General features: G+C 46.4%; 3 protein-coding genes and 1 pseudogene. 3 read left to right on the top strand and 1 reads right to left on the bottom strand.

Annotated elements, in window-relative coordinates; all coding sequences use genetic code 11:
• Positions 1-754, bottom strand: a pseudogene (locus tag PP182_RS06420) (transposase); the annotation flags it as partial.
• Positions 755-1,084: 330 nt separating this feature from the next.
• On the opposite strand from PP182_RS06420, the gene PP182_RS06415 reads away from it, so the two are divergent.
• From PP182_RS06415 to PP182_RS06405, 3 genes are all read left to right on the top strand, one after another.
• The gene (locus tag PP182_RS06415) at positions 1,085-3,244 is read left to right on the top strand and encodes a S9 family peptidase (protein ID WP_272650510.1); all 2,160 of its coding nucleotides are present in this window, start codon (positions 1,085-1,087) and stop codon (positions 3,242-3,244) included.
• A gap of 323 nt (positions 3,245-3,567) precedes the next feature.
• Complete coding sequence (locus tag PP182_RS06410; protein ID WP_272650509.1) at positions 3,568-5,136, top strand: carboxylesterase/lipase family protein; 1,569 nt, start codon at positions 3,568-3,570, stop codon at positions 5,134-5,136.
• Positions 5,137-5,623: 487 nt separating this feature from the next.
• A complete protein-coding gene (locus PP182_RS06405; protein WP_272650508.1) occupies positions 5,624-7,117 on the top strand; it encodes an alpha-L-fucosidase in 1,494 nt (497 codons plus the stop codon).
• Positions 7,118-7,175 lie beyond the last annotated feature (58 nt).

Genomic DNA, 7,175 nt, shown 5'->3' with positions numbered 1-7,175 from the left:
ACGCTGATGCGTGCGTCGGGGTCCGTAGGGCTGTAGTGCGTCTTGTTGCTGGTGTACTTGCTCCCCTTGTTGCCCGCACCGGGACGTTGGTCCTGGTCCTTGGCCCATTTCTTGGTGCGCGAGGCGATCGCGCCCAACTCTTTCTTGGAGGCCGTTATACTTTGTTGTTCTTCGGGGGCCCTGTTGTTCCTGGACCTTCTTATTGAAGTTTTTTTTTATCCATGGCACTGATATGTCGAACGTTGTGCAAATGGGCCTCCAGATCTTCTTTGGGTACCTTGAGCTCCAGACTGTCCATACTGGCGTTGGCCTTCACGGGGGCCGAATCGATGGCCTGGGTATGGCCGCTCACCATTCCCTTTTCCACGCACAGGGCCAATACCCTTGTGAACACTTCCTCAAAAACGGACTCGGGGAACAGTTGCCGAGTACGGCTTATCGTACTGTGCCATGGCAGTTCCTCGTCGATATCATAACCGATAAAATAGAGGATGTCCAAACGCATCGAACAATGGTCGATGAGTTTTCGGTCGCTGATGATATTCTCGAGATATCCAACTAGGCAAAGCTTGAAGAACACCACGGGATCAATACTCTTTTGCCCGCTCTCCCCGTAATAACCCTTGGTCAGCGGATATAGAAAATCCAGGTCCAGCGCACCTTTCAGCCTCCTGTAAAAATTTTCCTCCGGTATGCGTTCACTGAGCTGGAAGCTCGCGAACAGCTTTTCTTGGTAGTCCTTTTTTCCTTGCATACCTCAAGTTACGATCGATCCCCGGATCGGCAATGATCAAAACCGATTTTTTCCTAACTTGTGCAACAGGCACACCGTATAAAAATAATTGCGGTTTAGTCTAAAACAAAGGTAGTTGCGTATTCGCTACATCTGATTTTCCTGCTGAAAATCCTCGCACGCAAACCCGCAACTATTCTTATACAACAACGTTATGCGCGAGGGAAGAGGTGACGAGAAAACCAAAAAAAATCTGACTTGGAAGACATTCAGAAAGTACACTCTCCAATGGCGAAAGCGTTATTTATGCAGTATAAGATTATTTTACTAGACAGTTACTAAAGCAAACACATGAAACAGATCTCTTTAATGCAAACATGGGTAGTGGCAGGCTTACTGATATCGATGACCGCAACAGTCACAGCACAGGAAGGTGAGCTCACTCTTGATGACCTGTTCGCAACGCCAAAACTGACAGGAACCACCCCTTCCCGGCCTGTGTGGGCACCGAACAGCGGGCACTTCGCCTTTTCCTGGAGCGAACCAGGAAATCCTGTACGTGGCCTCTGGGTATCCACGAGCGATGGGAAGGAAGTGCGCCCCAGTTCCAATACGGCATCTGCATCCGTACGCGATATTGTCTGGACGGACGCGAACACCATCGTCAGCCTTCGAGGTAATGACCTTTGGCAGACATCGCTCAGCCAAGGAGACGACCTCCAGTTGATGCCCGTCGAGGCAGGTGCACATGACCTCTCGATATCGCCAAGCGGCAACCAAGCGGCGTATATACGAAACGGTGACCTGTGGCTTGCTGACTTCCCTTCCAAACAGAATCGCCGGCTCACCGAGATCGGCATCGCCAGTCTCTCGAGCTTAGGGAAGGGACGCTACAGCCGACCGGAACGTGAAATCGGTCCAGGTATCTGGAGTGGGCCAACGTACAAGTGGTCCCCGGATGGCAAGACAATCGTAATTCACGTTGTTGACCGACGCGAGATGCGAAAGGTGCCTTTCCCGGATTACCTCGCTGCCCAAACCAATCCCAACGAGGTACGCCGAAGTTACCCGGGCGATCCAAACGAGATTCGCAGGGTTGGCCTGCTCAATGTAGAAAGTGGTAACATTATATACCTCGATTTGCCAGACCCGCACGCCAACCAGGTCATCGACTTCAACTGGTCACCGAACGGTGCTCTACTGGTTGATACCGCATCCGACACGGCGGTTGAACGTAAGTTATTTGTCGTTGCACCCGGAGAAAGCCTACTGCGCGAAATTTGGCGAGGTGTTCGGGAAAGCCGCATGTACACATCGTTTGGATCTACCTGGCATCCGGATGGACAGCAGGTCATTTTCTTAAGCGATATGGGTGATCGCTACGGCCTTTACACAATCGATGCCTCACCGTCTAAGAATCGGCCGCAACTCCTGACAGATCCGTCCTACGATGTGCTGTCCGCCCCAAGTATTGCTGGTGATGCACTGTTTTATGCAGGCAACGGCGTTAATCCGTACGAACAGCACGTGTATCGCCTGAATCTGTCCGGTGGCAATCCCGAGCAGGTGACGCGTCTTTCTGGCCAGAACGTTGGCTACCCCTCACCGGATGGCCAGCACTTGGTGTTCATGCACAGCAACGACACATCACCGCCCGAGCTTTACGCGATAAGCAGCGAGGGTGGTGACGCTACACGAGTAACCCAGTCGCCGTTGCCCGCCTTCACGGAGCGAACCTGGGCGGCTGCGGAATACGTTAGTTTCCCCAGTCTTGTAGATGACTACACGCTGCATGCCCGGATTCTCAAACCTACCAACATGAAGCCCGGTAGGAAGTATCCTGTGCTGTTTGGGCCCGTGTATTCGAATACAGCTAGGAACCGCTGGGCCGGTAACTACAGCCTCGTGCAGCATTTGCTGGCCAAGAAGGGATATATTATCGTGCAGGTGGACTCACGTGGTAGCAACGGTTATGGCCGGGCATTCCGTGAAGAGTTCCTACTGGGCTTTGCCGACCAGGATATTGAGGATTATGCGAGTGCCGTTGCCTACATGGAGTCCCTGGACTATGTCGATCCCGATCGCATCGGCATTTGGGGCAGCAGTTACGGTGGCACACTCTCCGTTTATTCACTGTTGATGAAGCCTGGCTTATTCCAAGTGGGTGTTGCGGCGGCGGCGGCTGTTGACCCGATGTTCTTTGGCACGGACGACGTTGCGATTGTTCGTAGCCCACAGACACACCCCGAGGTCTTTGAAAGAAAAGCGCTCAACTATGCAGGCAATTTGGGGGATAAACTACTGTTCATTCACGGCATCCAGGACCATGTGGTACCATTCAAGACGACGGCCATGTTAGCTGAGGAACTGATTAAACAGGGCAAGGATTTCGACTTTGCGTTTGCACCGGGTGCGACGCATGGGTGGAGCCGTGAGCGGAATTACAATCGCTACCTGTTTGGCAAGATAATCGAATACTTTGACCGACACTTAGCCATGCCGTCTGAGTAAATGTTTGCAGGTGTCTTTTTGCACGGCGTTGAGGAAGGCCTTGCAGATTTTAAAAACGTATAAGTCAATTTTCGGATAAGGGATTAAACGAAACCGAAATTGTTCACCCAGGAAATTGAAATAAAAAATCCTAGCACAATATTTATTACGGATTGGATATCACGAAGCTGTTCACGCAGGACAATTTCTGTCATATTTAAGAGCAATGAACATGGATAGACCCAATATATGGGATTAAAAAAACAGGCAATAGAACAATATTTGAAGTCGTATTAATTTTTAGTGTAAATTTAACACTAATAAAATTTAAACACTGAACCCATATGAGACCAAAAATAAGGGCTTTTATCGTACTACTTTTTGTTGCAGGTATAAGTTTTACAGCTTGTAAAACCGATCCGGAACTAAATACGGAGGTAGACCTAGAAATTGAAACCACTCATGGTAAAATAACCGGAAGCTTAAATGACAGCGTCTATGCCTACAAAGGAATTCCCTATGCCAAGGCCGAACGATTTATGCCTCCCAAGGACCCCGAGTCCTGGGATGATGTTCGCGAATGTACCGATTTTGGGCCGGTGGCCAAACAAGTGGTGCCCTGGTATCCTGATGAGATGCAGAGCGAGACGGACCTTTTTAGCTTGAATGTCTGGACCCGGGGAATAGACGACGGTAAAAAACGTCCTGTTTTGGTTTGGTTACATGGAGGTGGTTTCTTTGTGGGCGCCAGTAACGACCCTATGACCTATGGGGAGGCGTTGGCCAAAAAAGGAGATATTGTCATGGTTTCGGTCAATCATAGATTAAACATTCTAGGATTTCTTGATCTTTCAGAGTATGGAGACCAATATGCAGAATCTGCGAACGTAGGGATGCTTGACATCGTGAAAGCTTTGGAATGGACCAAAAATAATATCGCAAATTTTGGGGGTGACCCTACAAATGTGACTATTGTAGGTGAATCCGGGGGCGGTGGAAAAGTAGGTACCTTAATGTGCATGCCTGCAGCGCAAGGGTTGTTCAACAAGGCCATTATACAAAGTGGTACGTTGATAAACGCTATGACCAAAGAGAAGTCACAGAAACTGGCCGCGACCGTACTAGAGAAATTGAATGTTACCCCAGAGGAAATTAAAAAACTGGATACCATTGCCTATCTAGATCTTGTAAAAGCAGGTAATGAAGCAGTAGCCGAAATTTCTGGCCCCAGAACTCCGGGTTCGTCAGGAATGTATGGTTTTGCGCCCTCTGCTGACGGCGAGATATTGCTTCAGCAGCCTTTTAGTCCAGGGTTTGCCGATATTTCAAAAGATATTCCCGTAATGATCGGTTCAACATTGAATGAGCTTATGCCTGTAGCTTATGGAAATAAGACCTTGACTTTAAAACAGGCCAAAGACAGTCTAGCGAAGGAATACGGAGCTAAAACCGATGAATATGTAGCGCTATACGAAAAAGCATATCCAAATTATACTCCTCAGGACCTATTATCTATTGATAAAATGTTTAGACCCTATACCATTCGTACCGCGGATGCAAGAGCTGAAGAGTCGGACGCTCCCGTCTACGCCTACTTACTGGCCTGGAAAAGCCCCGTTGAAGAAGCTTCCAAAGGTTCATTTCATGGTTTGGATATTCCCTTGGCGTTCAATACCGTTAATCTTAGGGCAGACTGGACGGGCAATGGAGAAGATGCCTGGGAGCTCGCTGACAAAATGAGTTCTGCATGGATCAATTTTGTAAAAAAGGCAGATCCCAATGTGGAAGGCGTACTTCCCGAATGGGAGCCTTATACGGAAGAAAATGGAGCTACAATGTATTTTGATACGGAATGCCGTATTGTGCACAACCATGACCGGGAATTGATGAATTTCATCCAACCTTTGGATTAGTGTTACAAGGCATTTTTCCATTTTAGGAGAAATTTGAAGAATAAACAATTCATTGGAGGGACAACTGAAAAATAGTCCCTTATCGTTTAACATTCATTGGTAAAGTCGCCGTTCCTGCCTAAAATTGGTCCCTTCTTACTAGCCATGACCTCTACTTTAAATTGGTAATAATAAATTACACTTTTAAGGGAGAGAAAATAGGTATAGTGATCAGAATAGAAGCAATTGCCTTTGACTTCAGGAACCCATTAACGACCAAATGATAAGATTTTTACGAAAAAATCCTGTAATTAAAAGTAGAGCCACACAAAAACCTATTTTTAATATTTATCGGCGTACTACTTATCTTGATTTTGTTTTTATCGTAGCGTAAAAGAATCCTCACCCGACAATTAGACCTTCATACCATTAAAAACTCAAATTCAGATTTGCTATATTTCAGCTTATTTAACCGATAATCCAATTTTTGGTCTTAACGCAATTACCCATGAATTCAACCCTAAAAAAATTAGTCCTCTTCTCATTTCTTTTATGTTCCATACATTCCTTCTCCCAAGCCATTTTGGAGGATGAACGTTATGTCCCCGAAACGGACCCCTTGGTTCTGGAAAAATTGGACCAATGGCAAGATATTAAATTCGGCTTGTTAATGCACTGGGGCGCTTATAGTCAATGGGGAATCGTGGAGTCTTGGTCCATTTGCCCCGAGGATTATGGCTGGTGCGAACGCACCAAGGGAAGTAACCCAGAAAATTACTTCTTGTATAAAAAAGAATACGAAGACCTTAAAAGAACCTTTAACCCTACAAAATTTGACCCCGACAAATGGGCCAAAGCGGCTAAGGATGCCGGGATGCGATATGTAGTATTTACCACCAAGCACCATGATGGGTTTTCCATGTTCGATTCTAAATACACCGATTATAAGGTTACGGATCCGGAATGCGCCTTTAGTGATAATCCCAAAGCCAATATTACCAAGGAAATATTCGATTCGTTTAGGGCCAAGGATATGTGGGTGGGTGCCTATTTCTCCAAACCGGACTGGCACCATGAAAACTACTGGGACCCATACTTCCCCCCACAGGATAGAAATGTAAATTACGACCCTGCCCTTTATCCGGAAAAATGGGAAAAATATGTGCAGTTTACCCATAATCAATTGTTGGAATTACTAACAGATTATGGCGATGTCGATATCATTTGGCTCGATGGAGGTTGGGTGAAAAAACGAGATCAGCAAAACCTTGAGGAAAACTATGCCGAGAAATTTGCGGAAAACACGGCCAATAATGGTTTTATAAAACATAGAATGGTCTCACAGGATATCCGCATGGATGAACTGGTGACAAAAGCACGCGAGAAACAGCCAGGACTCATTGTAGTAGACCGTGCCGTATATGGTAAAAACCAGAACTATCTTACTCCAGAAAATAGGGTTCCGGAAAAGGAACTTCCCTACCCATGGGAGTCCTGCATCATTTCTGGGGACGGATGGTCTTATACGCCTGATTCAAAATACATGACCGGAAAAGAGGGGGTACAGATGTTGGTAGATATCGTAGCCAAAGGGGGAAATCTTTTATTGAACATAGCCCCTTCTCCGGAAGGGGAATGGGACCCAGGTGCCTATCAGCTGCTACAGGAATATGGAAAGTGGATGGACGTCAACAACGAGGCCATATACAATAGTCATACCCTAGCTCCCTATAAAGAGAATAACATTTGCATTACCCAACAAGATAATGGAAATACGTATTTTCTCTATTTGGCTGAAGAAGGTGAAACCGAAATGCCCGCGACAATTACCATAAACTCCCACCAACCTACCAAAGGTACATCGGTAACCTTACTAGGTTACAAAGAACCTCTAAAATGGAGGGCTAAGGACAATGGCTTTGTGGTCAATATTCCCAAGTCCCTAAGAAAGAACCCGCCCAGTAATTATGTTTGGACCTTAAAAGTATGCCAGTTAAAATAGGCTATAAACTCTTCCAAGGGTATTGCTATGCGTCATTTTATTGAAAATGAAGTATATT

The organism is Maribacter sp. PR1 (assembly GCF_028464145.1).
GTDB lineage: Bacteria > Bacteroidota > Bacteroidia > Flavobacteriales > Flavobacteriaceae > Maribacter.
Note: the sequence above shows the minus strand (reverse complement) of the source record. Positions and strands in the feature narration are given on the sequence as shown.

Coding starts and splice junctions, on each gene's coding strand:
- PP182_RS06415 (WP_272650510.1), top strand. CDS start 1,085: ATGAAACAGATCTCTTTAATGCAAACATGGGTAGTGGCAGGCTTACTG.
- PP182_RS06410 (WP_272650509.1), top strand. CDS start 3,568: ATGAGACCAAAAATAAGGGCTTTTATCGTACTACTTTTTGTTGCAGGT.
- PP182_RS06405 (WP_272650508.1), top strand. CDS start 5,624: ATGAATTCAACCCTAAAAAAATTAGTCCTCTTCTCATTTCTTTTATGT.